Here is a 26,737-nt window from a genome sequence, read left to right on the forward strand (position 1 = left end):
AATAGCCCGGCATTCAGCCTGGATGTCAAAAAAGGAGCATTACCTGACTATGGTTTCATCATCCGTAACGACCCCGCGCAGTGGCGTCTACTACTTTTCGCAGGGTTGGAAGCTGATCGGGCTGCCGGGGATACGTCGATACGTATTCCTCCCTTTGCTCGTCAACATTATTCTGATGGGCGGCGCATTCTGGTGGTTGTTCACCCGTCTCGACAGCTGGATCCCCTCTTTGATGAGCCATGTTCCTGAATGGCTGCAATGGCTTAACTATCTGCTGTGGCCCATGGTGGTCATTTCGATTCTGCTTGTCTTCGGCTACTTCTTCTCGACAATCGCCAACTGGATTGCCGCTCCCTTCAGCGGCCTGCTGGCCGAGCAGCTTGAAGCGCGCCTGACGGGTGCGACGCCGCCGGACGTCGGGGTTTTCGGCATTCTGAAAGATGTGCCGCGCATCATGAAGCGCGAGTGGCAGAAGTTCGCCTGGTATCTCCCGCGGGCCATCGTTTTGCTGATCCTCTACTTTATTCCCGGTATCGGCCAGACCATAGCTCCTGTGCTGTGGTTCCTGTTCAGCGCCTGGATGCTGGCAATTCAGTACTGCGACTATCCTTTTGATAACCATAAGGTACCGTTTAAAACGATGCGTCAGGCGCTGCGCACGCGTAAAGTGACCAATATGCAGTTTGGCGCCCTGACCAGCCTGTTTACCATGATCCCGGTGCTGAACCTGGTCATCCTGCCCGTCGCGATTTGCGGCGCGACGGCAATGTGGGTTGATTGCTACCGCGACAAACACGCGATGTGGAAGTAGCGCTATCGCTTTCGGAGCGGCTTATGCCGCTCCTTATTACTTCTGGCTTGTCATTATTTCTCTTCCGAATATAGATATGCTAAATCCTTACTTCCGCATATTCTTTAAGCGGGTATGCTGAAGCCGTACTCCCAAATTTCATACAGTTAAGGACGGGCCATGAGTAAGATTTTTGAAGACAACTCCCTGACTATCGGCCATACGCCGCTGGTACGACTGAACCGCATCGGTAACGGGCGCATCCTGGCAAAGGTAGAATCTCGTAACCCGAGCTTTAGCGTAAAATGCCGTATCGGTGCCAATATGATTTGGGATGCCGAAAAACGCGGCGTGCTGAAACCCGGCGTTGAGCTGGTGGAACCGACCAGCGGTAATACCGGTATCGCTCTGGCCTACGTGGCTGCGGCGCGCGGCTATAAGCTGACGCTGACCATGCCGGAGACCATGAGCATCGAACGCCGCAAGCTGCTGAAGGCCCTGGGCGCCAATCTGGTGCTGACCGAAGGCGCTAAAGGCATGAAAGGCGCCATCCAGAAAGCCGAAGAGATTGTCGCCAGCAATCCGGAAAAATTCCTCCTGCTGCAGCAGTTCAGCAATCCGGCGAACCCGGAAATTCATGAAAAAACCACCGGCCCGGAAATCTGGGAAGATACCGATGGTCAGGTTGACGTATTTATCTCCGGCGTCGGTACTGGCGGTACACTGACCGGCGTGAGCCGTTATATCAAAGGCACCAAAGGTAAAAAAGATCTAATTACCGTTGCCGTTGAACCCACCGATTCCCCGGTTATCGCCCAGGCGCTGGCGGGCGAAGAGCTTAAGCCCGGACCGCATAAAATTCAGGGTATTGGCGCAGGCTTTATCCCAGGCAACCTGGATTTGAAACTGGTGGATAAAGTGATTGCGATCACCAATGAAGAAGCCATTTCCACCGCGCGCCGCCTGATGGAAGAGGAAGGCATTCTGGCCGGGATCTCTTCCGGCGCCGCCGTTGCCGCTGCGCTGAAGCTGCAGCAGGATGAATCCTTTACCAATAAGAATATTGTGGTTATCCTACCTTCTTCAGGTGAGCGCTATTTAAGCACCGCATTGTTTGCCGATCTCTTCACTGAGAAAGAACTGCAACAGTAATGCCAGCTTGTTAATATCGTGTAAAAAAGCACCTTTTCAGGTGCTTTTTTGTGGCACACGTCAAACTTTTACCCCTCCTGGCATTGATTCACTTCGTTGGGTCTGGTATTTAACCAGCACATTTATTTCGATGCGCGAAATTATTCCGATTTGGATTTCCATAAGCTGAATCGATTTTATGATTTGGTTCAAGTCTTCCTTTAGCGGCATAATGTTTAATGACGTGGTAGACGTTAACGGCCGAAGGTTTCCACAGCGATTCACCGCTGCTGGTGCCGGAGCCGGATACGTGATGCCGGCGCTAACGATACAGGCTAAAGTTTGGCCGTTAGGCTAAACTTTAGGTCCACAACACTAAACCTATAAGTTGGGGAAATATAATGTTCCAGCAAGAAGTTACTATTACCGCTCCGAACGGTCTGCACACCCGCCCTGCTGCTCAGTTTGTTAAAGAAGCAAAAGGCTTCACTTCTGAGATCACTGTAACCTCCAACGGCAAAAGCGCCAGCGCCAAAAGCCTGTTCAAACTGCAGACTCTGGGCCTGACCCAGGGTACCGTTGTGACTCTCTCTGCCGAAGGCGAAGATGAGCAGAAAGCAGTTGAGCATCTGGTTAAACTGATGGCTGAACTCGAGTAAGTTCACGGGTTCTTTTTAATATCAGTCACAAGTAAGGTAGGGTTATGATTTCAGGCATTTTAGCATCCCCGGGTATCGCTTTCGGCAAAGCTCTTCTGCTGAAAGAAGATGAAATTGTCATCGACCGGAAGAAAATTTCTGCCGATAAGGTTGATCAGGAAGTTGAACGTTTTCTGAACGGCCGCTCCAAGGCCTCCGCCCAGCTGGAGGTCATCAAAACCAAAGCTGGTGAAACTTTCGGTGAAGAAAAAGAAGCCATCTTCGAAGGGCACATCATGCTGCTGGAAGATGAGGAGCTTGAGCAGGAAATCATAGCCCTGATTAAAGATAAGCATATGACTGCCGATGCGGCAGCCAATGAAGTTATCGAAGGTCAGGCTACTGCCCTGGAAGAACTGGATGACGAATACCTGAAAGAGCGTGCAGCTGACGTACGCGACATCGGTAAGCGCCTGCTGCGCAACATCCTCGGTCTGGCCATCATCGATCTGAGCGCGATTCAGGATGAAGTTATTCTGGTTGCCGCTGACCTCACTCCGTCTGAAACCGCGCAGCTGAACCTGAACAAGGTACTGGGTTTCATTACCGACGCAGGCGGCCGTACTTCCCACACCTCCATCATGGCGCGTTCCCTTGAACTGCCGGCCATCGTGGGCACCGGCAGCGTGACCAGCCAGGTGAAAAACGGCGACTATCTGGTTCTCGACGCGGTGAATAATCAGGTTCTGGTTAACCCGAACGACCAACAAATCGAAGAACTGCGCAACCTGCAGGCTCAGGTCGCTGAAGAAAAAGCGGAACTGGCTAAGCTGAAAGACCTGCCGGCAATCACGCTGGACGGCCATCAGGTTGAAGTCTGCGCAAACATCGGTACCGTACGCGACGTTGAAGGTGCCGAGCGTAACGGCGCAGAAGGCGTTGGCTTATATCGTACAGAATTCCTGTTCATGGACCGCGACTCGCTGCCAACTGAAGAAGAACAGTTCGCCGCTTACAAAGCCGTTGCCGAAGCGTGCGGCTCGCAGGCGGTTATCGTTCGCACCATGGACATCGGCGGCGACAAAGAGCTGCCGTATATGAACTTCCCGAAAGAAGAGAACCCGTTCCTCGGCTGGCGCGCGGTGCGCATCGCCATGGATCGCAAAGAGATTCTGCGCGACCAGGTTCGTGCAATCCTGCGTGCTTCCGCTTTCGGTAAACTGCGCATCATGTTCCCGATGATCATCTCTGTTGAAGAAGTGCGTGCACTGAAGAAAGAGATCGAAATCTACAAACAGGAACTGCGCGACGAAGGTAAAGCTTTTGATGAGTCCATTGAGATTGGCGTGATGGTGGAAACCCCAGCCGCTGCGACAATTGCTCGTCACTTAGCCAAAGAAGTTGATTTCTTTAGTATCGGTACCAATGATTTAACGCAGTATACTCTGGCAGTTGACCGTGGTAATGATATGATTTCACATCTTTACCAGCCAATGTCCCCGTCCGTGCTGACGCTGATTAAGCAAGTTATTGATGCTTCTCATGCTGAAGGCAAATGGACTGGCATGTGCGGTGAGCTTGCGGGCGATGAACGTGCTACACTTCTGTTGCTGGGTATGGGTCTGGACGAGTTCTCTATGAGCGCCATTTCCATCCCGCGCATCAAGAAGATTATCCGTAACACGAACTTCGAAGATGCGAAAGTATTAGCAGAGCAGGCTCTTGCTCAACCGACAACGGACGAGTTAATGACGCTGGTTAACAAGTTCATTGAAGAAAAAACAATCTGCTAATTCACGAGATGCGCGGCCCAAATTACTGCTTAGGAGAAGATCATGGGTTTGTTCGATAAATTGAAATCTCTGGTTTCTGATGACAAAAAAGACACCGGAACTATTGAGATTGTTGCCCCGCTCTCTGGCGAGATCGTCAACATTGAAGACGTGCCGGATGTAGTTTTCGCGGAAAAAATTGTGGGTGATGGCATTGCTATCAAACCTACTGGCAACAAAATGGTTGCGCCGGTAGATGGTACCATCGGTAAAATTTTTGAAACCAACCATGCTTTTTCAATCGAATCTGATAGCGGCATTGAACTGTTCGTTCACTTCGGTATTGATACCGTTGAACTGAAAGGCGAAGGCTTCAAACGTATCGCTGAAGAAGGCCAGCGCGTGAAAGTCGGCGACCCGGTTATCGAATTCGATCTGCCGCTGCTGGAAGAGAAAGCCAAGTCTACCCTGACTCCGGTTGTTATCTCCAACATGGACGAGATCAAAGAGCTGATCAAACTGTCCGGTAGCGTAACCGTGGGTGAAACTCCGGTTATCCGCATCAAGAAGTAATTCTTGCCGCAGAAGAATGGCGCCTCTCGGCGCCATTTTTTTATATCGCCGCTTTAAACGGCCGGTAGCGCTTCTCTCGCGAAAGTATTTTCATCCCTTCTGGACTGCTTTCCAGAATCCGCTTCTCGCTATCAGAAACCAGCAAATCACACTGATATCCACCCACGGCGCCAAAGAGCGAACCAATTTCGCAGATATCTTCCAGCGCTTCGCTGCCGGTCGTTTCAAAATGACCGACGACTCTTCCCTGCTGACGCACCACTAAGCGATAGCTCTTCATACTCCTTCCCCTCTCGGCGGCAGAATGAGCTCATCGCAGCCCTGTTCATCGGTCCACGTCATAACCGCCAGCACCCGCTGCGCGGCGACTTTAGCGGCGTCGCCCAGCGGCATTCCGCCCACCAGGCCGCAGGCCAGTTCGGCGCAAAAAAGATCGCCCGTTCCCTTAAGGTCGGTTTCTACACGCGGATGTTCGATCACCTCGACCGACTCTGCGCTAACCACCAGCACGTTGATCGTGGCGCTATCCGCTCCCGGTGCGCTGGTAATAACGACCCATTTCAGTGAATCAGAGAGCAGACTACGGGCGGCAATAATCGCCTCCTGCTGATTATGACAAGGCAGGCCGCTTAGCGTCTCCAGCTCAAACAGATTGGGCGTGATCACCTGAGCCAGCGGGAGCAAATGCGCACGGTAGGCTTCAGGGATCTCGGCCTTGACGTAGATGCCGCTATCCACATCGCCAATGACGGGATCAACGATAATACACAGTTCAGGATGGTGCTCGCGAATGCGCAGCAGCCATTGCGCCAGACGCTTAATCTGCACGGCGCTGCCCATATAGCCGGTCGTTACCGCCCGCAGCTCGCGGAGCGCGTCACGCTCCTCCAGCGCCTTTAAATAGCCGGCAAACCACTCTTCCGGGATAACGCCGCCATAGTAAGTATCATAGTGCGGCGTATTGCTGAACAGCACCGTCGGCACCGCGATGACCCGCAGGCCATGCTGCTTTATCGCCGGTATCGCAATACTGTTGCCTACGCTGCCGTAGACCACCTGCGACTGCACGGCCACAATATCGACCTGCAGCGCCCGGCTTTTATCGTTAAAGAGCACCGATTGTATTTCATCTTGCTGATCCATCCTTTCTCCTCCCGCTGGACAGCGAGTCAGACTCTGATTATCATTCGTCCTATGCTAAAATTCATTTTGTCATAGGTCAATAATGATCGTTGGAAAAACTGCCAGTGAGATCTTCGATAACATCCGCCATCTGGTACAAAGCGGCGCGCTCAAGCCTGGCGATATTTTGCCGCCGGTCCGCGAGCTGGCTGGCAAGCTGGCGGTTAATCGCAATACCGTCGCTGCCGCCTATAAGCGCCTGGTAACCTCCGGTCTGGCCATCAGTCAAGGGCGTAATGGCACCGCCATTAAAACGCATAATACTCTTCCCGCCATTGAAGGGGGCGATCCCTCTTCGCCGCTGAAGGATATTTCCAGCGGTAATCCCGATCCCGCTCGCCTGGCGGACCTCAAGCACTCCCTCGGTGCGATTGCTTTAACGCCCCGTCTGTACGGCGATGCGGCGGTTGAGCCTCGGCTGGCCGCGTGGGCCAGCCGCTGGGTTAACCCGGATCTGGAGATGGACGCCGAGATTAACCTCGCCAGCGGCGCCGTCGATGCGCTTGAGCGCCTGCTATGCGCCCTGCTGCTGTCCGGCGATAGCGTGGCCATTGAAGATCCCTGCTTTCTCAGCAGCATCAATATGCTGCGCTATGCCGGTTTTCACCCTTCCCCGGTGCCGGTCGACGGGGAAGGCATGCAACCTGAGTCCCTTGAAGAGGCGCTGCGCAACGGCGCCCGGGCGGTCATTATCACCCCGCGCGCGCACAATCCGACCGGCTGTAGCCTCAGCGATTCCCGCGCCCGGGCAATACGCCAAATACTGGCCCGCTATCCGCAGGTTCTGGTAATTGTTGACGATCATTTCGCGCTGCTCTCCGCCACGCCCTGGTACTCCCCTATCGCCGTGGAAAGCCAGCGTTGGGCGCTGGTACGCTCCCTGTCAAAAACCCTGGGGCCGGATATGCGTCTGGCCATCGTCGCCAGCGACGCCGACACGTCGGCGGCGCTGCGACTGAGGCTTAATTCCGGTAGCCAATGGGTCAGCCATCTGTTGCAGGATCTGGTCATCGCCTGCCTTAACGACAACGCCTTTATGGCCTCTCTGGCGGAAACCCGGCGCCACTATCGTCAGCAGCATGAAAAGCTGATTGCCGCCCTCGCCAGCCGCGGAATCACCCACCTGACGCCAGGAGACGGGCTTAATTTTTGGTTCCCGCTGCAGGAGCCGAGCCAGCCGGTGGCGCTCCGTCTGGCGCACGCCGGCTGGCTGGTTCGCGAAGGCGAAACGTTCGGCATTCGCGCCCCAGCGCACGGGCTGCGGTTGTCGCTTGCAACGCTTAACGATAATGAAATTAATAAGCTCGCCAATGACTTATACCAGGTATTACAACAACAGTGACGGGAGTTAACGCTATGCAGATCCACTTTATCGTCCATGAAGTCTTTGAAGCGCCGGGGGCTTACCTGCGCTGGGCGCAGGCGCGCGGCTACGGTACCAGCTGGTCGCGGGTATATGCGGGAGATGCGCTCCCGGAAAACGCCGATGCTTTTGATATGCTGGTTGTGCTCGGCGGCCCACAATCTCCGCGCACAACATTAACTGAGTGCCCCTGGTTTGATAGCCACGCCGAGCAGCGTTTTGGACTGACCCCGCCCCGGTAGACGATCCTGCCCTATAGTTGGACTGACCCCGCCCCGGTAGACGATCCTGCCCTATAGTTTGAGCATAGGAGGAGCGTATGGGCACACCACGATTTACACCTGAATTTAAGGAAGAAGCCGTCCGTCAGATAACGGAACGCGGTTATTCCGTCGCCGAAGTTTCTGACCGGCTGGGCGTTTCAGCACACAGTCTCTATAAGTGGTTACGGGCTATTAAACCCGATAACAGCGAGCAGCATGCCCGTGATTTACTGGAAGCGAAAAGCGAGATCCTGAAGCTCAGGGCCCAACTGAAGCGCACTGAGGAAGAACGGGACATACTGAAAAAGGCCGCGCGGTACTTTGCAAGGGAGCCCGACTGAAGTACCGCTTTATCAATGAGCACCGCTCTGTATGGGGTGTCATGACGATGTGTCGGGTGTTGTGCGTTGCCCGGGCCGGGTTTTATGCGTGGCTGCATAACCCGGTCTCCGCGCGGGATAAAGATAACCAGCGTCTGCTGACGCTTATCCGTGACTCCTATTCACTGAGCGGAGGCGTATACGGTTACCGCCGGGTTCATGGCGACCTGAACGAAATCGGGGAAATCTGCGGTAAAAACCGGGTGGGCCGCATTATGCAACTGAACCGGATTAAAGCCGTGCGCGGCTATAAAGCTCCGCGTCGTATCGCTGGCCGACCTTCAGTGGTTGCGCCTAATCGTGTGCAGCGGCAGTTTACCGTTGTCCGGGCCAATCAGGTCTGGGTCACCGATATTACTTATATCCGCACCTGGCAGGGCTGGCTGTATCTGGCGGTGGTTATCGATCTCTTCGCCCGTAATGTGGTCGGTTGGTCGATGAAACCCACTCTCTCACGCGAACTGGCGCTCGACGCGCTGATGATGGCCGTGTGGCGTCGAAAACCGGACGGCGAGGTTATCGTACATAGCGATCAGGGCAGCCAGTACGGTAGTGACGACTGGCAGCGCTTCTGCCGGGCCAATAACCTGGCGCCGAGCATGAGCAGGCGTGGCAACTGCTGGGATAATGCGGTGGCCGAATCGTTCTTCAGTTCGCTGAAAAAAGAACGGATCAGAAAACGCATATATAAAACCAGGGATCTGGCCCGGGCGGATATCTTCGATTACATTGAAGTGTTCTACAACCGGACCCGGCGTCACAGCCACCTCGGCGGCGTCAGTCCGGAGGCCTTTGAACAGGCCTCGTCGTGAGGACAGGAAATGTCTACTGTTGTGGGGTCAGTCCATTTGATTGCACAGGCCATTGCCGCCGGGCGGATCGTGGTGGGGATTTGTCTCGGCTCGCAGCTTATCGGTGAAGCGCTGGGCGCGCCGGTTATGCAGAGTCCAGAAAAAGAGGTCGGCCACTATCCTATCACGCTCACCACCGCAGGTCTGCAGGATGACAAACTGGCCCATTTTGGCCCCTCGCTGGTCGTCGGCCACTGGCATAACGATATGCCTGGCCTGACGCCAGAGGCGGAAGTGATGGCCTCCAGCGAAGGCTGCCCGCGGCAAATTGTGAAATACAGCGACCGGGTCTATGGCTTCCAGTGCCACATGGAGTTTGATGCTGAGGTCATCGAGCTGCTGATCTCTCATTCACAGCTGGAGCTCAGCGCCGCCAGAGGCAGGCGTTTCATTCGCAGTGAACAGGAGATGCGCGCCTGGGATTATCGCGAAATGAATGAGAAGCTATGGGTGTTCCTTGATAAGCTGACGGCAAAGTAAGCAAAACGCTTTTATTCAAGCCCGACAATGCGAGGATCGCCAGAAATGCACAATCCCAACCCGCAACTTAAAGCCGCCATCGAAGCCTGCGATCGCGCTATCTCCCAGGAAGATTACGCAACACTGATGGAATATTACGCTGAAGACGCCGCGCTTGTCGTCAAACCAGGCATGGTGGTCAGAGGCAAAGAAAATATTCGCAACGCGTTTATCGCCATTGCCGACTATTTCCAGCACCGGCTGGTGGTGACGCAGGGAAAAATGGAGATCATCGAAGGCGGCGATAATGCGCTGGTGATTATGGAGACCCGACTGGATATCCCGACAGAAGCCGGGATAACACAGGTCACGCGGCGCGCAACCTATGTCTTTCGTCAGCAGGGCGAACGCTGGCTCTGCACCGTGGACAACTCCTACGGAACCGACCTGCTCGACATGCCCGAAGTTTAAATTCCCGCGCCCTGGGTAAAGTGCTCTTCGCCAAATACACCGGTAGAAAGGTAGCGATCGCCGCGATCGCAAACGATCGCCACCACTACCGCGCCGGGATTTTCGCGGGCAACGCGCAACGCGCCCGCCACCGCGCCGCCGGAACTGACGCCGCAGAAAATCCCTTCCTTCACCGCCAGCATCCGCATGGTGTTTTCGGCATCCTGTTGATGGATATCGAGCACCACGTCCACCAGCTGCGCGTTAAAAATACCCGGCATATATTCGGCAGGCCAGCGGCGAATTCCGGGAATACTGCTCCCCTCTTCCGGCTGCAGTCCGACGATGCTCACCGCTTTATCCTGCTCGCGCAGAAAACGCGATACGCCGGTAATGGTGCCGGTGGTGCCCATACTGGAGACAAAATGGGTGATCCGCCCGTCGGTCTGCCGCCAGATTTCCGGCCCGGTGGTGGTGTAGTGCGCGTCCGGGTTGTCCGGGTTGTTGAACTGATCGAGCAGCTTGCCTTCGCCGCGCTGTGCCATTTCTAACGCTAAGTCACGCGCACCTTCCATTCCCTGCTCTTTCGTCACCAGAATTAGCTCCGCGCCGTAGGCGCGCATGGCGGCACGGCGCTCCTGGCTCATGTTGTCCGGCATCAGCAGCTTCATCTGATAGCCTTTAAGCGCGGCGATCATCGCCAGCGCAATGCCGGTGTTGCCGCTGGTCGCTTCAATCAGCACATCACCGGGCTTAATTTCTCCGCGCTTTTCAGCCTCGACAATCATCGACAGCGCCGCTCTGTCTTTCACCGAGCCCGCGGGATTGTTGCCTTCGAGTTTGACCCATATTTCGCTGCCGTTGTCCGGCCCCATGCGCTGCAGTTTGACCAGAGGAGTGTTGCCGATGGTGTGTTCGAGTGTATTCACGATTTCTACTCAATAAAAAAGCCGGGTGGCGCTTCGCTTACCCGGCCTACAAGACGTAGTGATAACTGTAGGCCCGATAGGCGAAGCGCCACCGGGCGATAAACTATGCAATAAGCTATCAGGCCGATTCAGCCAGAGCAAGCTCCTCGCGCGGCTCAATACGTTCATTGCCGTTGTACAGACGCGCGTTCTGCAGGCCAACAAACAGGCGTTCCCCGCGGTGCGGCGCATCTTCACCCTGATGCACCACGGTTAGCGGTTCGTCATACCACCCGAGAGGCTGCACAACTAATTGGGTGTAGTGGCCTTTCGGGCTCGCTTCCAGCACCTGTACCGGCAGCGGCGAATCCAGGCTGGTACGACGGCTGATATCCACTTCCCACGGACGCAAGAACAGATCGACCGGCCCCTGGTACGCCGGGGTATAGCCCAACGGCCAGCGATGCGCGCCGACGTGGAACTGACCGCCGCGAAGGGTTCCCTTCAGGCGGTTAACTTCGCCCATGAACTCCAGCACAAAACGAGTGGCCGGCTCGCGCCATACCCGATCGGGCGCATCGGCCTGTTCGATATTGCCCTGGCTCATGACCACCACGCGATCGGCAACTTCGGTCGCCTCTTCCTGATCGTGCGTGACAAATACGCTGGTAAATTTCAGCTCTTCGTGCAGCTGACGCAGCCAGCGTCTCAATTCTTTACGTACCTGGGCGTCCAGCGCGCCAAAAGGTTCATCCAGCAGCAGAATCTGCGGTTCAACCGCCAGCGCGCGCGCTAACGCGACGCGCTGCTTCTGCCCGCCGGAAAGCTGGGCCGGATAGCGATCCGCCAGATGCGCCAGCTGGACCATCTCCAGCAGTTTGGTGACTTTTGCCTTGATGCCGGCAGCATTTGGTCGTTCACGACGCGGCAGTACCGTCAGGCCAAAGGCGATATTGTCGAACACCGTCATATGGCGAAACAGCGCGTAGTGCTGGAACACGAAGCCGACTTTACGGTCGCGTGCATGCACGCGGCTGACGTCGGTACCGTGAAAACGGATATGGCCGCTGGACTGATTTTCCAGCCCGGCGATGATACGCAGCAGCGTGGTTTTCCCGGAGCCTGACGGCCCCAGCAGCGCGACCATCTGTCCGGAGGGGATATCCAGCGAGATATCATTCAGCACCTGCGTGCGACCAAAAGACTTCTTAATATTGGCAATCTCAATGCTCATGATTTCCCTCCAGTTGCGCGCGTTTTTCCTGATTGGCCAAACGCCATTGCACCATACTCTTCAAAAATAGGGTCAAAATAGCCATTAACGTCAGCAGGGCGGCGGCGGTAAAGGAACCGACGGAATTGTAATCCTGCTCCAGTAGTTCAATTTGTAGCGGCAGCGATAAGGTTTCGCCGCGAATTGAGCCGGAAACCACCGACACGGCGCCGAATTCACCAATCGCGCGGGCGTTAGTCAGCACCACGCCGTAGAGCAGCGCCCAGCGAATGTTGGGCAGCGTAACCCGGCGGAACATCTGCCAGCCCGAAGCGCCGAGCAGAATCGCCGCCTCATCTTCATTACTGCCCTGGCTCATCATCACCGGCACCAGTTCGCGGACCACAAACGGACAGGTCACAAAAATGGTCGCCAGGACCATGCCCGGCCAGGCAAACATAATCTGTAGGTTATGCTCATCGAGCCAGCCGCCCAGCGGACCGTTAGAACCGTAAAACAGCAGATAAACCAGACCCGCCACCACCGGCGAGACGGCAAAAGGTATATCCAGCAGCGTCAACAGCAGCTGACGGCCTGGAAAGGTAAAGCGCGTCACCAGCCACGCCAGCAGCGTACCGAAAACCAGGTTTACCGGTACGGTAATCAAGGCAATCATGACCGTTAGCCAGATGGCGTGCAGCATGTCCGGGTCTGCAAGATTTTGCAGCACCGGCATCAGGCCTTTGCTAAAGGCCTGCACGAAGATATAGACCATCGGCACAATCAGGATGAAGGCAGAAACCAGCACGCCCGCACCTATCAGAAACCATTTACCCCAGTTGATGCGGGGCGCATCGTATCGCTTCAATTGCGTAACTTCCGCCATCAGTGACCTACCACACGTCGACCAAAGCGACTTTGCAGAGTGTTAATCGAGTACAGCAGCAGCAGCGAGGCAGCGAGGATCACCGAAGCGATCGCGCTCGCCGCCGGGTAATCGAACTCCTGCAAACGGATAAAAATCATCAGCGAGGTCACTTCCGTTTTCCACGCAATGTTGCCGGCGATAAAAATCACCGCGCCGAACTCCCCGAGGCTGCGGGTAAAGGACAGCGCAACGCCGGCCATCAGCGCCGGGGAAAGCTCCGGCAGCACCACCTTGCGAAAGCTCTGCCAGCGCGTGGCGCCCAGGGTTTCCGCCGCTTCTTCATATTCCGGGCCCAGCTCTTCCAGCACCGGCTGCACGGTACGCACCACAAACGGGATGCTGGTAAAGGCCATGGCCACCGCGATACCGAGCCACGTATAGGTGACTTTAATATCAAATTTCGCCAGCCACTCGCCGTACAACCCGTTCACGGAGAAGAGCGACGCGAGGGTTAAGCCGGCAACGGCCGTCGGCAGCGCAAACGGCAAATCCATCAGAGCATCAAGCAGCGTGCGGCCCGGGAAGCGGTAGCGGGTTAAGATCCACGCCATCAGCAGACCGAACACGCCGTTAAAAATCGACGCCACAAACGCCGAGAGCAGCGTCACTTTATAGGCCGCTACCACCTGCGGGTTGGTGACCACATCCCAGTACTGCGCCCAGCTCATCTGGGCAAGCTGCATCACCAGCGCGCTGAGCGGTAACAATAGGATCAGGCAGACGAACAGCAGGCTGGTCCCGAGGCTTAAGGTAAAGCCCGGCAGCACGCGTTTAGTCGATACTGCAAACATTACTTACGCCCCGCCGCCAGCAGTTTGTCCAGCTCACCGCCGCTGGCAAAATGGGTTTTCATCACTTCCGGCCAGGAACCAAATTTATCTTCCACGCGGAACAGCTCGGTCTGCGGGAATTTCTCTTTCAGGGAATCCATCACTTTCGGGTTGTTCACGCGATAGTAATAGTCCGTGATGACCGTCTGCGCCTGCGGGCTATAGAGCCAGTTCAGGTAGGCTTTCGCCGCTTTCTCCGTTCCGTTGGCCTGCACGTTTTTATCCACCCAGGCAACCGGGAATTCAGCGAGGATATTGGTTTTAGGAATGACCACCTCAAAGCCCTGATCTTCGTACTGTTTACGAATGTTATTCACTTCAGACTCGAAGCTAATCAGCACATCGCCAAGCCCACGCTCGGCAAAGGTGGTAGTTGCGCCGCGCCCGCCGGTATCAAACACCTCGACGTTTTTCAGAAACTGAGTCATAAACTGCTCGGTTTTCGCTTTATCGCCGCCGTCAGCTTTGTCCGCGGCCCCCCAGGCAGCCAGGTAGGTGTAACGGGCATTGCCGGAGGTCTTCGGGTTCGGGAAAATCAGCTTCACGTCGGAACGCACTAAGTCATTCCAGTCGTGGATATTTTTCGGGTTGCCTTTACGCACCAGGAATCCCATCGTCGAGTAAAACGGCGAGCTGTTATTCGGCAGACGGCTTTGCCAGTCCGCCGGGATCAGTTTGCCTTTGTCGTGCAGAATCTGGACGTCGGTCACCTGATTGTAGGTCACCACGTCGGCCTTAAGCCCTTGCAGAATCGCCAGCGCCTGTTTTGATGACCCGGCATGAGATTGTTTAATCGTCAGCTTATCGCCGCCGTTATCTTTCGCCCACTGCTGTTCAAACTGCGGGTTAAGGGCGGCAAACAGCTCGCGGGAAACATCGTAGGAACTGTTCAGCAGTTCCGTCGCCTGCGCCTGCGCAACCAGCAGCACAGAAGCAGCCAGCGCCAGATATCCTTTTGTTAATGATTTAACGGCCATTGCGCACCCTTATCAATATGATGATTTTCTGCTGATCATCATATTTATAACGGCTATGAAAGGAGTAACGGTTTTATATACCGTTTGGCGATTTGGAAGTCGAAAAGAGAATAAGGAAATGGCAAAGCTTATCTGAATCACGCATTCAGAACCGGAAACCGTTCGACGCTTGCCTGCGGTGCCGAACGGTTTCCTCCCCTTGTGGGGAGAGGGGAAATCTTACAGCGCCAGCAGTCTATCCAGCGAAGGCGCGAAGTAGTATCCGCCGGTCACCGGTTTGGTAAAACGCAGCATCGCATCACGCTTACCGTCAGTATCGCCGAACATGCTCAGCAGCTGCTGCTCAATGTTGTACAGACGGGCGCAGTAAGCGCAAAAGTAGAGGCCGTGGGTACCGCTGGCGGTGCCGTACGGCAGGCTCTGACGGACAATCTTCAGCCCTTTTCCCTCTTCTTTCAGATCCACGCGGCTCAGGTGAGAGGTGTCCGGACGATCGTCGCCGTCAATCTCTTCGTTGGCTTCTTTGGTGCGGCCGATCATCATCTCCTGGTCAGGGACGCTCATGCGATTAAGCTGCTTGAGGTTGTGCTCCCAGCGCTGCACGAATACGTAGCTGCCGCCCGCATCGACGCCATCCTGAATCACCGCCACTTCACGGCGCGTCTCTTCGCCGGCCGGGTTTTCAGTACCGTCGACAAAGCCGCTCAGATCGCGCTCTTCAATCCAGCGAAAGCCATGAATCTCTTCTTTAACATCAACTGCTGCGCCAAAAGCAGACATGGCCGCCTGCGCCACAGAGAAGTTCAGCTCATGCTGCGCGGAGAGAATGTGGATCAGCACATCGTACTGGGTCGACGGCGCCAGACCTTTGCCGTAGGCCGGAAAGTCTTTTAGCTCTTCGGCCCCAACGCCGCCGCTCAGCTGGCGCCAGACGTTATGGCCAAAAGCCACCACCGCCCCCAGCTTCGCTTGCGGGTATTTCGCCTGAAAGGTGGCTAACTTATCGGCAAACACTTTGCTGGCTTCACGCAGGGCGTCAACATCGCCTTTGACATTTGCTTCAATCCAAATCGCCGCACGGCAATGTTCCGGCAAAATGCCGCTCTGAACCTGAGACATCGCTCCTCCTGAAAAATAGGACAGCCACAACGCTGTGGCTTTTTTAAGGCGCTATTGTACCCGCTTTTTCAGGACCTCGAATCACTTCAGATCAAATTAGCGGCGCCAGATAATCTTGCTCACCTTCCAGTTCTTCAGCGTGTCGTCGGAGGGCATTAACTCTTCAGGACCGCTCCAGTTGCCGGTGAAAGCATAGCTAATATGCTGGCTGCCCTCGGCCTTGCATTCCACCACGGCACCGTTGTCGTTGCTGCCTTTCTGGCAGTTGCCAAACGCCTTGCTGTAGATATCGCTGAACGGGGTACCAATTTTCACGCCGCTGGCGGCTTTGATATTGCTATCGCGCACGTCGATGCGGCTGATAGTCCCGCTCTCGCCGTTAATGGTCAGCGCGACCTTGCCATCTTTTAACGCTTCGAAATAGCGCACAATATTACCGTTAGCCGTTTTCATGCCGCTGCGCAGGCGGTAGCTGCTGCCGAGCGCATCGCCGATCGCCTGTTCGTTCAGCGGCGTTGACGCCGTCAGGTTGCCTACGCCCTGTTCGGTCACTTCCGTGGAGGAACCAAACCAGTTCCACGGATAGGCCGCCGACCAGTTAACCGAGCTCATCGTCGAGCAGCCGGTTAAAGCCAGCGGTAATGCGCAGAGAAATAAACGTAGCGATTTCATGACTGAGTGTCCTTTCTGATTTATTCAACGCATGTTGGAGTGCGCGATCGGCAAAAAGTGCCGTTAAACCTGTTCTTCGCGAAAACAGGCCTGCAGCCGACGGCTGCTTAACAGCCACCAGAGCGCATAAAGATCCGCCGCCAGCAGGCCGATGGTCACCGCCGAGGGCGATTCGCCGCTCATCCACAGCAGTGGTTGCCAGACCAACAGCAATAGCTGGGAAAGCGCCAGCAACCAGCGCATCAGGGGCCAGAGCCGGGGAAAGCGCTGACGATGCCCGCTAATAATAAACGCCAGCACCGCCGGGATGCCGGGGAGCAATCCCAGCCAAAAATTATCGTGGTCCGGATAAAACAGATTCAGCAGCGCGTCGCCCTGCTGCCGTGACGCGCCGGCCATCAGAAACAGCACCCATGTTCGCGCCTGAAGCAGCAGTACGCACCAAAAAAGAAACGGCAAACGCAGGCGGCCGTGGGTATCAAAATCGGCGGGGATAAACTCAGTATTCTTCATCTTCAATTAGGCGCTTGCCGAGGCACAGTACATCTGAATGCTCATAGCCAAGGCGTTCGTACATCCCCTGCACCACGTCATTATCTTCGCGTATCATAATGTTTATTTTCGGGCAACCGCGGGCTATCAGCTTTTTCTCCAGCCGGTTAAGCAGCGCGTTAGCAATACCGCGTCCGCGATATTCAGGATGCACGCCAAGATAATAGGCAGACCCGCGATGACCGTCATAACCGCCCATCACCGTGCCGACCACTTCCCCGTTAACCTCGGCGACCAGAAACAGGCTGGCATCGTGGTTCAGCTTACGTTCAATGTCCATTTCCGGATCGTTCCATGGTCGCAGGAGATCGCAACGCTCCCACAGGGTAATGACCTCTTCGAAATCTTGCTGGCGAAAAACGCGTATCTCCATGGTATTCCCCACCATTGACGGTTAAAAACAGAGATTATGGCGCGATTGTGCCCGATAGCCAATATCAGGCGCAATGAGCCGCAAAAAATGGCATAATATGACTTTGTCATGTATTGAAATGAAAAGTAAAACAATTCTTATTTTGAATGGTCGTATCAGAAAACACGATACGATATAACATTGGTTACCACTTGTTTGCAATTCAGGCCGAATGAGCACTTTTAAACCTTTAAAAATACTTGCTTCGCGCCGCCAGGTGCTGAAAGCCGGGCTGGCAGCAATCACGCTTTCAGGGATCGCCTCACAGGCCAGCGCGAAAGAACAACAGCCATTGAAAACATCCAATGGGCACAGCAAACCCGCAGCGAAGAAAAAAGGCGCCAAACGCGTCGTGATGCTCGACCCGGGCCATGGCGGTATTGACACCGGCGCTATCGGCCATAACGGTTCAAAAGAGAAGCACGTAGTGCTGGCGATCGCTAAAAACGTGCGCAGCATCCTGCGTAGCAACGGTATCGATGCGCGCCTGACGCGCAGCGGCGACACCTTTATTCCGCTCTATGACCGCGTGGAGATCGCCCACCAGCACGGCGCCGATCTGTTTATGTCAATTCACGCTGATGGCTTCACCAACCCGAGCGCGGCCGGCGCCTCCGTTTTCGCCCTCTCCAACCGCGGCGCCAGTAGCGCCATGGCGAAATATCTCTCGGACCGTGAAAACCGGGCGGATGAAGTGGCCGGCAAGAAAACGACGGATAAAGACCACCTATTGCAGCAAGTGCTGTTCGACCTGGTACAAACTGATACCATCAAAAACAGCCTGACGCTAGGCTCGCATATCCTGAAAAAGATTAAGCCAGTGCATAAGCTGCACAGCCGCAATACCGAACAGGCGGCGTTCGTGGTGCTGAAATCGCCATCGATTCCGTCGGTACTGGTAGAGACGTCGTTTATTACCAATCCGAACGAAGAAAAACTGCTCGGCACCACTGCCTTCCGGCAGAAAATCGCCACAGCGATTGCCAACGGCATTATCAGCTATTTCCACTGGTTCGATAACCAGAAAGCCCATTCGAAGAGACGTTAATGAGACCCGACGCGCACCAGGTAAAAGCCTTCCTCCTTCAGCTCCAGGATGCTATCTGCCAAAAGCTCAGCGCCGTTGACGGCGACGAATTTGTCGAAGATAGCTGGCGACGGGAAGGCGGCGGCGGCGGGCGCAGCCGGGTGCTGCGCGATGGCGGGATCTTTGAGCAGGCTGGGGTTAACTTTTCGCACGTGCACGGCGATGCGATGCCGGCTTCCGCTACTGCTCACCGTCCTGAGCTGGCTGGCCGCAGCTTTGAAGCGATGGGCGTCTCGCTGGTCGTGCATCCGCGCAGCCCCTATATCCCCACCAGCCATGCCAACGTGCGCTTCTTTATCGCGGAAAAACCGGGCGCCGATCCGGTATGGTGGTTCGGCGGTGGCTTCGATTTAACCCCCTACTACGGCTTTGAAGAAGATGCCGTGCACTGGCATCGTACCGCCCGCGATCTGTGCCAGCCCTTCGGCGAAGACGTTTATCCGCGTTATAAAAAGTGGTGCGATGATTATTTCTTTCTCAAACACCGTAACGAGCAGCGCGGCATCGGCGGCCTGTTTTTCGATGATTTGAATACCCCCAGCTTCGATCATTGCTTTGACTTTATGCAGGCGGTGGGTAACGGCTATACCGAGGCGTATTTGCCGATTGTCGAGCGACGCAGGGAAATAGCATGGGGTGAACGCGAGCGGGATTTTCAGCTCTACCGTCGCGGGCGCTACGTGGAGTTTAACCTGGTATGGGATCGCGGCACCCTGTTCGGCCTGCAAACCGGCGGCCGCACCGAGTCCATCCTGATGTCAATGCCGCCGCTGGTACGCTGGGAATATAACTACCAGCCGGCAGCGGATAGCCCGGAAGCGGCGCTTGGCGAGTTCATTCAGGTTCGCGACTGGGTATAAAATTGCCTGATGGCGCGGTTCGTAGGCCAGATAAGGCGTTTACGCCGCCATCCGGCGCTGCTTTGCCCGATAGCGCTACGCTTACAGGCCTACGATAACGGCATGAAACGCCATCCGGTAAATCAATCGCCATCACGCCCACTGCCGCATCCGCTGATGCAGCGTCAGCGACGGTTTCTCGGCGAACAGCTGCTGATAATCGGTGGCGAACTGGCCCAGATGCCAGAATCCCCACTGCATTGCGGCATCCTTAACCGTGGCGCTCTGCGACCACGGGCTGATCAGCTCCCGGCGCACCGCGTTTAAGCGTATACGCTTCAGCCACGCGTTCGGTCCTATTCCGAGAATTGCGTGAAAGGCGTTTTGCAGCGTACGGCGGCTGACGTGCAGCTGATTGCACAGGTCGAGAACGGTCAGCGGCTCCGACATATTCTCCAGTACATACTCCCGCGCCCGGGACAGCAGCCGCCGGTAACTCTGATGGCTGATGCTCTCGGCGGTGACGATCGGTTGCGCCTCCTCCAGCATCGCCCCCATCGCCAGCAGCAGATTATCGCCCAACACTTTGCGCACAGCGGGCTGATGCAGGTTTTCCGGGTTCTCGCTGAACGTCGCCAGCGCCTGCTGCACGAAGCCCCACAGCGCCGCTTTATGCTGCTCTTTGACTTCCAGCGCCGACTGGTTACGCAACATATGCAGCACTCTTTCCGGGTGATGCAGGAAGCCCGCGTGGCGGGTAATCACGTCCTCTGAAATAACCACCCCAAGAATGGTGTAATCGTCCGGCGTACTGAGTTCGAACTCCGTGCCGCCGGGCCGGGTGGCGATTTCGGCGCTGCCGAGACACTGTGAGCCAATAAATCCCTGCTCGCCGCGAGTGGCCGGAATACCGAACCAGAACGAGTTAGGCCACACCAGGCAAGACTGGCGCAGGGCCAGACCGGTATATTCACGAAAGACCTGAATATCATCGAGCAGGATTTCGGTAAATTCACCGTGGAATTTCCCCGGATGAAGCTGATCGTAAATCTGCTGCCAGGCGGTAATCGTCAGGGCATGTTCATAGACATCGGTGGTTCGCCGCTGGTGGACGTTGTCCACCTCGACCATCGGCGTTAGCTTAACGTCTTCGGGTAATGCTTCATGATAAAGATGGTGCAGGTTGGCCGGTGTTTTCTTTTTCATGATCTTTTAAACCGGGAGCGTTTTCACGATCCCGGCACCTCCGACAGGTTAATTTTTTAAGCGATAGCGGCTACTGCGTTTACGCAACGCTCCGGTAGAAAACAGCTGCTCCAGCGCCTTCCTGGCTTCCTCAAACGACCAGCCGAAATGTGCGGCCACTTCCCCGGCCGTCATTCCCTGACGCGCCGACGCCAGCAGCGTCAGTAAGGGCGCGGAGGATTCCGCTTCCTCGGACCGCTCAGGCGGCTCGGGCGCTTTCGGCGGCCGTTGAAAGCCGCCGATCAGCCACTGGGTATCCTCTTCAGGACGACCGATCTCCCGACGACTAATAACGCGCCCCGTACGCTGCGCCGCAGCGCTGCCGGCATCCAACGCCGCCCGGCATGCCGCCAGGTCGCCTTCCACCACCAACGTCAGCCTGCCGGGGTCGAGGACCTCATGGCTGAGCAGCCGCACGTTGGCCGCCTTCAGCATCGCATCCGCCGCGTCAACGGCGGCGACCATACCGTCCACTTCCAGTAATCCCAGGGCGTTGATCATCGCTTCCCCCTTACGCGCGCTGAATTGGATGACGGGCAATATCCAGAACGGCATCGGTAAAGGCATTGCAGGCGGCTTTACAGGCGGCCTGGCTACCCGTCAAAAACGCGGCGGAATAGTTGGTTTCCGACGGCGGCGGCACGTAGGTCACCAGCTGAACGTCGGCCGATTTCATTGCCGCATCGATGCCGAAGGTCGCCTCCAGCGGCGGCGCTACCAGGTAAGCGATCGGATCGCCCAATGCGATACCGGAGGTAGACGAGAGATAAGAGCCAGTTCGTGACACCACGTGCGCCAGAAACGCCGTATCTTCGGCATCGTTGGCCCACTGGAACGCGGCCCCATTTTCGATATGCGCCACCATCGCATCCAGACCGGCGCGAACTTCCGCCGGATTCGGGCCGCCCAGCATAATCAGCACTTCACCTGCGGTTGGCGACGGACCGTGAGCCGCGCCGGCGTAGAGAGAGCGGCCATACACCACTTCGACCATCGCCTGTTTTGTCGCTTCGTCAGCGGCAATATAAGTCACATCATCTGAATCCGCCGTGATGAGTCCGAGGCTACGTATATGTGGCGGTAATTTAAGCTCGCGGGCAAAGCCGTCATTCACTGAAGCAATCACGCGCATGGCCGTCACTGAAGGGCGAATTAAATCTAATGCAGGCATGATGCCTCCTTACCGAGTCATGTTGATGCCGGAAGCCTTCTGCTCCAGCATGCGTTTGGCCAAATCGACGATCACCGCGGCGGCTTCTACCGGCGGCGTGCCGCCCTGGTGAATATTTGAAATACAGGTCCGGTCCGCTTCGACGGTGGTCGCTACGCGCGGCGAATAAACGGCGTAACAGGAGAGGCTTTCCGACTGCCCTAGCCCCGGGCGTTCACCCACCAGCAAAATCACCACCTTCGCGCCGAGGATTTCGCCAATCTGATCTTCAATTTTGACCCGCCCGTAGCGGACGAAGAATGGCGTACCGACCTTCAGCCCGGCCTGCTTCAGGCCCGACAGCAGCGGTGGTAGGATCTCTTCATAGTTGACGGTGATCGCGTCGGTAGAGAGGCCATCGGACACCACCACCTGAACGTCAGGATTCGCCACGCACTGCGCCTTCAGCGCCTCAATCGCCTCCGGACTCAGCCGACGGCCCATATCCGGGCGCGTCAGGTAGAGGTTCTTGTCGCTAATCTCGGAGCGAACCTCCAGTAGGCCCTGGGTTTTCACCCACTCCTCCGGCACCTCTTTCAGCACCGTATCCTTGGAACGGGAGTGGTCGGCGAGGAAGCGAAGCAGCGCAAGGGTGCGCGGACGCGGACCGGCGCGACCGGTACACACGCGCGCCGCGGTGCTGCGTTTCAGTTCGGTCAGCACTTCCGCGCGATGCGGCTGCTGCACGCCAATCCAGCCTTTCGCCTCTGGCGAACCTAAATCCAACGCGCAGCTCTCCGCCGCGACCTCGCACCGGCTGGCGCATTTCGCCACCTCCGCCTCAGGCGCTTGCGCAGCCGTTTGCGGTTGTCCCATTGACGCCATCACGCTGCGTACAATTTCTTCAATCTGCTTTTGATCCATCATGTGTCATCCCCGCGTCATCAAAAGAACAGTGACGGATCGCCCGCCCGTTTGGTCAGACGACCGTTTGCCATAATGCCCATGGTTTCCAGCCAGCGTTCGAACTCCGGCGACGGCCGTAAATTCAGCAGCTGACGGACGGTGGCGGTATCGTGAAATGCGGTGGTCTGATAGTTGAGCATGATGTCGTCGCCGAGCGGCATGCCCATGATGTAGTTGCAGCCGGCGGTGGCGAGCAGAATCATCAGGTTTTCATTGAGGTTCTGGTCGGCGTCGGCATGGTTGGTGTAGCAGCAGTCGCAGCCCATCGAGATGCCGCTCAGCTTGCCCATAAAGTGATCTTCGAGACCGGCGCGAATAATCTGCCGATCGTTATAGAGATACTCCGGCCCGATAAAGCCCACCACGGTATTGACGAGGAACGGATCGTAGTGCCGTGCCAGGCCGTAGTTACGCGCCTCCATCGTCACCTGATCGGCGCCGAAGTTAGCGCCAGCCGACAGCGCCGAGCCCTGCCCAGTTTCAAAGTACAGGCAGTTCTCCCCGGCGATGCGGTTAAACTCGGCCCCCACCGCGCGCGCTTCGTCGAGCATCGCCAGCTCCACGCCAAACTCTTTTAGCCCCTTTTCGCTGCCACAGATGCTCTGGAAGATCAAGCCGCCCGGGGCGCCGCGGCGAATCGCTTCAATCTGGGTGGTGACGTGCGCCAGCACGCAGCCCTGGGTCGGGATATTGAATTTATCGATAACGCCGTAGACGGTATCAAGGACGCGGGTCAGGTTCTCCACATCATCGGTCACCGGGTTGACGCCGATCACCGCATCCCCCGCGCCGAAAGAGAGCCCTTCGTAGATTTGCGCAGCAATGCTCTGCACGTCATCGCGGGTATCGTTCGGCTGCAGGCGGCAGCTAAAGGTGCCCGGCAAGCCGATGGTGGTGTTGGCTTTTTTAATCACCGGCATTTTCTTCGCGCCGTAGATCAGGTCGGCGTTGGAGCAGACCTTCGCCACCGCCGCCACCACTTCCGAGGTCAGCCCTTTACGCACAAACGCAATATCGTCGCTACTGACTTCATCGTTCAGCACGTATTCGCGCAGGTCGCTGATGGTCCAGTTTTTAATCCGTTGATAGGCGGTTTCGTTGACGTCGTCCTGGATCAGGCGCGTCACGCAATCCTCTTCATACGGAATCACCGGGTTGTTACGAATATCGGCGACCGTCATATCGGAGAGCACCTGCTTCGCCGCCACGCGCTGCTGCGAACTTTCCGCCGCCACGCCCGCCAGCACATCCCCCGAACGCAGTTCGTTGGCTTTAGCCAGCACCTCTTTTACATCCTTAAATTGATAAACATTGCCGAACAATGTGGTCTTTAGTTTCATAAGTCGTTCCCTCAGGAAGGAAATGCGAGTGATTTCACCGTCACCGGCACAACCGATCCGCCAAAAAGAGGCGTACCAATGTCGATATAGTCCCCCGCCCGTACGCTCACCTCATCGATGACCGCCAGCGGGAGTTGTTGCAGCTGAGGACGCAGCAGCATGCCCAGCGCTTTGCCAAAGTCCTGCTCCGCCACCACCAGCAGTGGATGCGGGTTGGGAAAGCGCGCGACAAAAGCTAATAGCGCGTCAATCACCACCAGCAGGGTGGCGTAGCGCACCGGTAGCGATGCGGGAAGCGCCAGCACGTAAGCATCCGTTTTAGGATCCAGATCGAGCTGCATCAGCGCCTGCTGCCAGGCGCTCAGCAGATCGGCGTCATCAGGCGGGATCGCCACCGGCAGGTTGCGCAGCGGTAGCTGAACTCCCTCCAGCCAGATGGTGCTGCCAGAGAGCGAAAGCGTGTGCGCGCCGGCGCCAATCACCGTGGCGCGCACGGTTTGCGCCGGGAACTGCACGTTCATCTCACGCAGGCGCGGATGCTCATGCAGCGCCGTAGCCAGCAGCGGCCCGATATCCGCAAAGCAGAACGGGTCGGCGGGCTGGTTGCGATAGCACTCGCCCACTCCGCCAGAAAGGGTAATTACCTCGGGTATCGCCCCTGCGGGCAGCAGGCTGGTTTGCATCAGCCGTTGCGCCAGCGGAGAGAGCGCGCCGTCAATGACTTCGACGATCAGCTCCGCCATCCGCCGCGCCACCTGGGCCAGCTGCCCGGCGGTCAGCGAGCGGGCGCAGGTTCCAGGACCGAAAACCGCATCGACAATCATCTGTCCAGGCTGATGCGCATGGACCACGCGCCCCTGGCTGTCGGTCTCCAGCAGGCGACCGCCGACGTTGAGGCAGGCGGTGCCGCTGACTTTGCCGGCGTCAAACAGGGCATAGTTTGACGTGCCACCACCGATATCAATGTTGAGAACCCGGCACAGGCGCTGTGCCGACAGGGCTTGTGCCCCGGCGCCGTGACCGGCAATCACCGACTCCAGGTGCGGCCCGGCGCTGGCCACCACGAAATCGCCGAGCGACTGAGAGAGCGCCATCACCGCCGGCCGGGCGTTGCGGGTTTTCGCGCTTTCGCCGGTAATAATGATCGCCCCGGAGTCCACCGATTCGGGGGCAATGCCGGCGGCCTGATACTGGGCCAGGATCAGCGCCTTGAGCTCGGCCTCCTTTAGACCGCCCTGCTTATCGACAGGGGTGAAGAAGACCGGGCTTTGCCAGCTAATTTCGCGTTTGATAAATTCGTAGCGCGGCACCTGCGACACCGCCGCACGGTTAACCAGTTCAAGGCGGGAGAAGATCACCTGAGTGGTAGTGGTGCCGATATCGATACCAACGCTCAGCAGCTGGCGAGTTTTCACGATTGCGCCTCCGCTTCGGTTTTCGCTGCCGCGGGTACATTTTCATCTTTTGGCACCAGCAGCATCGCCACGCCGATAGCGGTGACGCCGCCGATCAGCTTGCCGACGATCATCGGGAAAATCATGGCGTTCATGTTGGCGGCGGCGAAGCCCAGGTGGTCGCCCAGCGCGAAAGCGGCAGACACGGAGAACGCGCAGTTGATCACTTTGCCGCGGGTATCCATCTGCTTCATCATGCCGAACATTGGGATGTTGTTAGCCAGCGTCGCCACCATGCCGCCGGCGGCCATATTATTGATTTTCAGCAGATTACCGACGCGCATCAGCGGCTTTTCAAACCAGCGGGTCAACAGCAGTACCATCGGGTAAGCGCCGAGCAGCACGCAGGAGATCGAACCAATAACTTCGATAGCGCGCATCACCTCGCCGGGCTGGTCGCCGGGAGCCATAAAAATCGGGTCGAGTCCTGGGATCAGATCCCAGCCAAGCAGAAACTTGATGACCGCCGCCGCCAGGCCGATAGTGATCAGCGCCACCAGAAATTTGGCGAAGATCTGGAAGCCGTTGATCATTTTTTCCGGAATAAACTTCAGCCCCAGCGCTACCAGCACCGCGACAATAAGCACCGGGATCATATTCATCAGGATCAGCGCGAAGGTGAACTCTACCGGCTGTCCATTAATCTCCACGCCGGAGTACATGGCCACCAGGCCGCCGGCGATACAGCCGATCGGAATCGTGACGATCCCGGCCAGTACGCCCAGCGCCAGGTAGCGGCGGTCGGAGGGCTCGATAATGCCGAGCGCGACCGGAATGGAGAACACCAGCGTCGGCCCCATCATCGCCCCGAGGATCAGGCCGGAATAGAGCCATGCCGCCACGTCGCCGCCCGCCAGCTCTTTGGCGAGGAAGAAGCCGCCCATATCGCAGGCCAGCAGCGTTCCGGCGAACATCGACGGGTTGGCGCCGAGCATTTCATACAGCGGAATAATCACCGGCCCGAGCAGATGCGCCAGTACCGGCGCCAGCGCGGTCATCCCGACCATCGCCAGGCCCAGCGCGCCCATCGCCATAAAGCCCTCTTCGAACTGGCCGCCGGATCCTTCAATACTTTTGCCAAACTTGCCGAGAAAGCGCGCCGAACCGCCAAACTGCGACAGGATCCTGTCCACGGCGGCAATCAGCATAAAGAACATCATGATGTACATGATGATTTCGTTAATTCCCATAGC

At 56.7% G+C, this 26,737-nt stretch carries 28 protein-coding genes and 2 pseudogenes; 12 read left to right on the forward strand and 18 right to left on the reverse strand.

What is annotated here, in order from left to right:
* The first annotated feature begins 49 nt into the window (after positions 1 to 49).
* The 5 genes from cysZ (at position 50) to crr (ending at position 4,904) form a co-directional block, all read left to right on the forward strand.
* On the forward strand, positions 50 to 811 hold the full coding sequence (cysZ, locus tag KCG39_RS11080; protein WP_004123354.1) for a sulfate transporter CysZ: 762 nt from the start codon (positions 50 to 52) through the stop codon (positions 809 to 811).
* 159 nt (positions 812 to 970) lie between these two features.
* Positions 971 to 1,942 (forward strand): cysteine synthase A, encoded by a 972-nt coding sequence (gene cysK, locus KCG39_RS11085; RefSeq protein WP_004123356.1) that lies wholly within the window; start codon positions 971 to 973, stop codon positions 1,940 to 1,942.
* 380 nt (positions 1,943 to 2,322) lie between these two features.
* Positions 2,323 to 2,580: a phosphocarrier protein Hpr gene (gene ptsH / locus KCG39_RS11090; RefSeq protein WP_002913505.1), complete on the forward strand. Its 258-nt coding sequence runs from the start codon at positions 2,323 to 2,325 to the stop codon at positions 2,578 to 2,580.
* Between the two features lie 44 nt (positions 2,581 to 2,624).
* Positions 2,625 to 4,352: a phosphoenolpyruvate-protein phosphotransferase PtsI gene (ptsI, locus tag KCG39_RS11095; protein WP_004123358.1), complete on the forward strand. Its 1,728-nt coding sequence runs from the start codon at positions 2,625 to 2,627 to the stop codon at positions 4,350 to 4,352.
* Positions 4,353 to 4,394: 42 nt separating this feature from the next.
* Positions 4,395 to 4,904, forward strand: coding sequence for a PTS glucose transporter subunit IIA (gene crr / locus KCG39_RS11100; RefSeq protein WP_000522253.1), 510 nt, complete (start codon positions 4,395 to 4,397; stop codon positions 4,902 to 4,904).
* A 40-nt stretch (positions 4,905 to 4,944) separates the two neighbouring features.
* Here the strand turns inward: crr and KCG39_RS11105 are convergent, their stop codons facing one another.
* Together KCG39_RS11105 and pdxK are read right to left on the reverse strand one after the other, a co-directional pair.
* Entirely contained in the window at positions 4,945 to 5,184 is a 240-nt protein-coding gene (locus tag KCG39_RS11105; protein ID WP_004123360.1) for a hypothetical protein, read from the reverse strand.
* Positions 5,181 to 6,047 (reverse strand): pyridoxine/pyridoxal/pyridoxamine kinase, encoded by an 867-nt coding sequence (gene pdxK / locus KCG39_RS11110; protein WP_004123362.1) that lies wholly within the window; start codon positions 6,045 to 6,047, stop codon positions 5,181 to 5,183. Before pdxK ends, KCG39_RS11105 begins: the two co-directional genes overlap by 4 nt.
* 82 nt (positions 6,048 to 6,129) lie before the next feature.
* On the opposite strand from pdxK, the gene ptsJ reads away from it, so the two are divergent.
* The 5 genes and pseudogenes from ptsJ to KCG39_RS11135 all read left to right on the forward strand — a co-directional run bounded on the left by ptsJ (position 6,130) and on the right by KCG39_RS11135 (position 9,873).
* Entirely contained in the window at positions 6,130 to 7,428 is a 1,299-nt protein-coding gene (gene ptsJ, locus KCG39_RS11115) for a MocR-like B6 salvage transcription factor PtsJ (protein WP_123828982.1), read from the forward strand.
* A 14-nt stretch (positions 7,429 to 7,442) separates the two neighbouring features.
* Positions 7,443 to 7,664, forward strand: a pseudogene (locus KCG39_RS11120) (glutamine amidotransferase); the annotation flags it as partial.
* 104 nt (positions 7,665 to 7,768) lie between these two features.
* A protein-coding gene (locus KCG39_RS11125; protein WP_208431119.1) for an IS3 family transposase occupies positions 7,769 to 8,904 on the forward strand; the annotation gives its coding sequence in 2 pieces (ribosomal slippage) (positions 7,769 to 8,015 and positions 8,015 to 8,904; 1,137 coding nt in all).
* Positions 8,905 to 8,937: 33 nt separating this feature from the next.
* A pseudogene (locus KCG39_RS11130) lies at positions 8,938 to 9,423 on the forward strand (glutamine amidotransferase-related protein); the annotation flags it as partial.
* A 45-nt stretch (positions 9,424 to 9,468) separates the two neighbouring features.
* Positions 9,469 to 9,873 (forward strand): YybH family protein, encoded by a 405-nt coding sequence (locus tag KCG39_RS11135; RefSeq protein WP_004123370.1) that lies wholly within the window; start codon positions 9,469 to 9,471, stop codon positions 9,871 to 9,873.
* On the opposite strand, the gene cysM is transcribed toward KCG39_RS11135, so the two are convergent.
* From cysM to KCG39_RS11180, 9 genes are all read right to left on the reverse strand, one after another.
* Positions 9,870 to 10,781: a cysteine synthase CysM gene (gene cysM, locus KCG39_RS11140; RefSeq protein ID WP_211811601.1), complete on the reverse strand. Its 912-nt coding sequence runs from the start codon at positions 10,779 to 10,781 to the stop codon at positions 9,870 to 9,872. The two genes, KCG39_RS11135 and cysM, sit on opposite strands and share 4 nt — an antisense overlap.
* Positions 10,782 to 10,899: 118 nt before the next feature.
* Positions 10,900 to 11,994, reverse strand: a complete 1,095-nt coding sequence (cysA, locus tag KCG39_RS11145) for a sulfate/thiosulfate ABC transporter ATP-binding protein CysA (protein ID WP_004123374.1) — start codon at positions 11,992 to 11,994, stop codon at positions 10,900 to 10,902.
* Positions 11,984 to 12,859 (reverse strand): sulfate/thiosulfate ABC transporter permease CysW, encoded by an 876-nt coding sequence (cysW, locus tag KCG39_RS11150; RefSeq protein ID WP_004123376.1) that lies wholly within the window; start codon positions 12,857 to 12,859, stop codon positions 11,984 to 11,986. Before cysW ends, cysA begins: the two co-directional genes overlap by 11 nt.
* On the reverse strand, positions 12,859 to 13,692 hold the full coding sequence (gene cysT / locus KCG39_RS11155; protein WP_004123378.1) for a sulfate/thiosulfate ABC transporter permease CysT: 834 nt from the start codon (positions 13,690 to 13,692) through the stop codon (positions 12,859 to 12,861). The genes cysW and cysT overlap by 1 nt, the downstream gene beginning before the upstream one ends.
* Positions 13,692 to 14,708: a thiosulfate/sulfate ABC transporter substrate-binding protein CysP gene (gene cysP, locus KCG39_RS11160; RefSeq protein ID WP_004123380.1), complete on the reverse strand. Its 1,017-nt coding sequence runs from the start codon at positions 14,706 to 14,708 to the stop codon at positions 13,692 to 13,694. The genes cysT and cysP overlap by 1 nt, the downstream gene beginning before the upstream one ends.
* A gap of 219 nt (positions 14,709 to 14,927) precedes the next feature.
* Positions 14,928 to 15,827 carry a Dyp-type peroxidase gene (locus tag KCG39_RS11165; RefSeq protein WP_004123382.1) on the reverse strand — a complete coding sequence of 300 codons (900 nt, stop codon included), beginning with the start codon at positions 15,825 to 15,827 and terminating at the stop codon, positions 14,928 to 14,930.
* Positions 15,828 to 15,923: 96 nt separating this feature from the next.
* The gene (locus tag KCG39_RS11170) at positions 15,924 to 16,499 is read right to left on the reverse strand and encodes an RpoE-regulated lipoprotein (RefSeq protein ID WP_004123384.1); all 576 of its coding nucleotides are present in this window, start codon (positions 16,497 to 16,499) and stop codon (positions 15,924 to 15,926) included.
* Between the two features lie 63 nt (positions 16,500 to 16,562).
* The gene (locus KCG39_RS11175) at positions 16,563 to 17,012 is read right to left on the reverse strand and encodes a DUF2919 domain-containing protein (RefSeq protein ID WP_004123385.1); all 450 of its coding nucleotides are present in this window, start codon (positions 17,010 to 17,012) and stop codon (positions 16,563 to 16,565) included.
* Complete coding sequence (locus KCG39_RS11180) at positions 16,999 to 17,424, reverse strand: GNAT family acetyltransferase (RefSeq protein WP_004104360.1); 426 nt, start codon at positions 17,422 to 17,424, stop codon at positions 16,999 to 17,001. Before KCG39_RS11180 ends, KCG39_RS11175 begins: the two co-directional genes overlap by 14 nt.
* A 211-nt stretch (positions 17,425 to 17,635) precedes the next feature.
* Here KCG39_RS11180 and amiA point away from each other — a divergent pair, with 211 nt between their 5' ends.
* Positions 17,636 to 18,511, forward strand: a complete 876-nt coding sequence (gene amiA, locus KCG39_RS11185) for an N-acetylmuramoyl-L-alanine amidase AmiA (protein ID WP_004870750.1) — start codon at positions 17,636 to 17,638, stop codon at positions 18,509 to 18,511.
* The gene (hemF, locus tag KCG39_RS11190) at positions 18,511 to 19,410 is read left to right on the forward strand and encodes an oxygen-dependent coproporphyrinogen oxidase (protein WP_049113195.1); all 900 of its coding nucleotides are present in this window, start codon (positions 18,511 to 18,513) and stop codon (positions 19,408 to 19,410) included. Before amiA ends, hemF begins: the two co-directional genes overlap by 1 nt.
* 132 nt (positions 19,411 to 19,542) lie before the next feature.
* On the opposite strand, the gene eutR is transcribed toward hemF, so the two are convergent.
* Genes eutR through eutH form a run of 7 tightly spaced genes read right to left on the reverse strand, consistent with a single transcriptional unit; the run spans position 19,543 to position 26,734 of the window.
* On the reverse strand, positions 19,543 to 20,595 hold the full coding sequence (gene eutR, locus KCG39_RS11195) for an HTH-type transcriptional regulator EutR (RefSeq protein ID WP_004123391.1): 1,053 nt from the start codon (positions 20,593 to 20,595) through the stop codon (positions 19,543 to 19,545).
* 48 nt (positions 20,596 to 20,643) lie between these two features.
* Entirely contained in the window at positions 20,644 to 21,135 is a 492-nt protein-coding gene (gene eutK / locus KCG39_RS11200; protein WP_211811602.1) for an ethanolamine utilization microcompartment protein EutK, read from the reverse strand.
* Positions 21,136 to 21,145: 10 nt separating this feature from the next.
* Complete coding sequence (gene eutL, locus KCG39_RS11205) at positions 21,146 to 21,805, reverse strand: ethanolamine utilization microcompartment protein EutL (RefSeq protein WP_004123400.1); 660 nt, start codon at positions 21,803 to 21,805, stop codon at positions 21,146 to 21,148.
* Positions 21,806 to 21,814: 9 nt separating this feature from the next.
* Positions 21,815 to 22,708: an ethanolamine ammonia-lyase subunit EutC gene (gene eutC / locus KCG39_RS11210; RefSeq protein ID WP_032742185.1), complete on the reverse strand. Its 894-nt coding sequence runs from the start codon at positions 22,706 to 22,708 to the stop codon at positions 21,815 to 21,817.
* 20 nt (positions 22,709 to 22,728) lie between these two features.
* Entirely contained in the window at positions 22,729 to 24,090 is a 1,362-nt protein-coding gene (eutB, locus tag KCG39_RS11215) for an ethanolamine ammonia-lyase subunit alpha (protein ID WP_004123409.1), read from the reverse strand.
* 11 nt (positions 24,091 to 24,101) lie between these two features.
* Positions 24,102 to 25,505 carry an ethanolamine ammonia-lyase reactivating factor EutA gene (gene eutA, locus KCG39_RS11220; protein ID WP_004123411.1) on the reverse strand — a complete coding sequence of 468 codons (1,404 nt, stop codon included), beginning with the start codon at positions 25,503 to 25,505 and terminating at the stop codon, positions 24,102 to 24,104.
* Positions 25,502 to 26,734, reverse strand: a complete 1,233-nt coding sequence (gene eutH / locus KCG39_RS11225) for an ethanolamine utilization protein EutH (protein WP_004123412.1) — start codon at positions 26,732 to 26,734, stop codon at positions 25,502 to 25,504. The genes eutA and eutH overlap by 4 nt, the downstream gene beginning before the upstream one ends.
* Between the last annotated feature and the right edge of the window lie 3 nt (positions 26,735 to 26,737).

The sequence above is a fragment of the Klebsiella pasteurii genome, from assembly GCF_018139045.1.
Taxonomy (GTDB): domain Bacteria; phylum Pseudomonadota; class Gammaproteobacteria; order Enterobacterales; family Enterobacteriaceae; genus Klebsiella; species Klebsiella grimontii.